Here is an 875-nt window from a genome sequence, read left to right as displayed (position 1 = left end):
GTTAGCGGGCGGTCACGACGAATAGAGCAAGCATTGCCAAAACGGGAAGCTAAACGAGACATAGGGGTTCTCCTCAATAATTAAACTGATAAATCATTCGATAAATGGATTAAATTAAAGATTGCTGGTGGGGGAAAGATAAAACCGTGACTGATAATTCAGTCTATAAGGCGAAAGATTTGAGCTTGCTCCGGATGCTGTATAGCGTAATCACGCAACAGGTAAAAATATTCCACCAGCACAGGGCTTTCGGTTTTAAATGACCAGATGCTATACACCAGTAAACAGACAGCAATACCAGCTGCCTCCGGGCTTAACTCAGCTTCATTTCCGTTATGCGGGTTAAACATTTGCAGGGAGGTTTCGAGCATATCAGGCCAGATAAATGCGCCGCCATTAGACAGCATACTGAACTCCCAGAAAGCACCTTGATAGACCTCACAGCATTTATCCATCATGTTAAAGATATCGCCTTCAATACGTTGCCAGTCTGGCACAGTACCAAAGTAAAAACGCCAGAAGGTACTACGACCACGGGAATTGACGAGGTTGGTTTTGATAACCGTTGATTCTTGCTCTTGTAAGGTAAACATAATAGAACTCCAATTCAGTCGATATTGATAGACAGTAATAAACAAAAAAGCCCTACACCTTGCGGTGCAGAGCTTTCTCGAAATGATAGGTATATTGAGTATCATTTTTAGTGACGCATTCTGATGATTGATTCACTAAAATAATATAGATATAAAAATAAATGTAAGTTAATTAATGGGTTAGTCTGATGATGCTTTTATAATGAATCAGATAATACGAAGGCGTAAATAAGGACGTGGTTAATCGATTAGATGGAAAATGGCGGAACGTTCTGGGTGTTG

At 40.3% G+C, this 875-nt stretch carries 1 protein-coding gene; it reads right to left on the bottom strand.

All coding sequences use genetic code 11. From position 1 onward, the window contains the following. Positions 1-158: 158 nt before the first annotated feature. Positions 159-593 carry an antirestriction protein gene (locus tag G6Q48_RS21940; RefSeq protein ID WP_166268412.1) on the bottom strand — a complete coding sequence of 145 codons (435 nt, stop codon included), beginning with the start codon at positions 591-593 and terminating at the stop codon, positions 159-161. Between the last annotated feature and the right edge of the window lie 282 nt (positions 594-875).

Source organism: Providencia sp. M-27 (assembly GCF_011077905.1).
Taxonomy (GTDB): Bacteria; Pseudomonadota; Gammaproteobacteria; order Enterobacterales; family Enterobacteriaceae; genus Providencia; species Providencia huaxiensis.
This window is presented reverse-complemented; position numbering and strand designations above follow the sequence as displayed.

Bases quoted from the DNA above. Each gene is read 5' to 3' on its own strand.
- G6Q48_RS21940 (WP_166268412.1), bottom strand. From the start codon at position 593: ATGTTTACCTTACAAGAGCAAGAATCAACGGTTATCAAAACCAACCTC.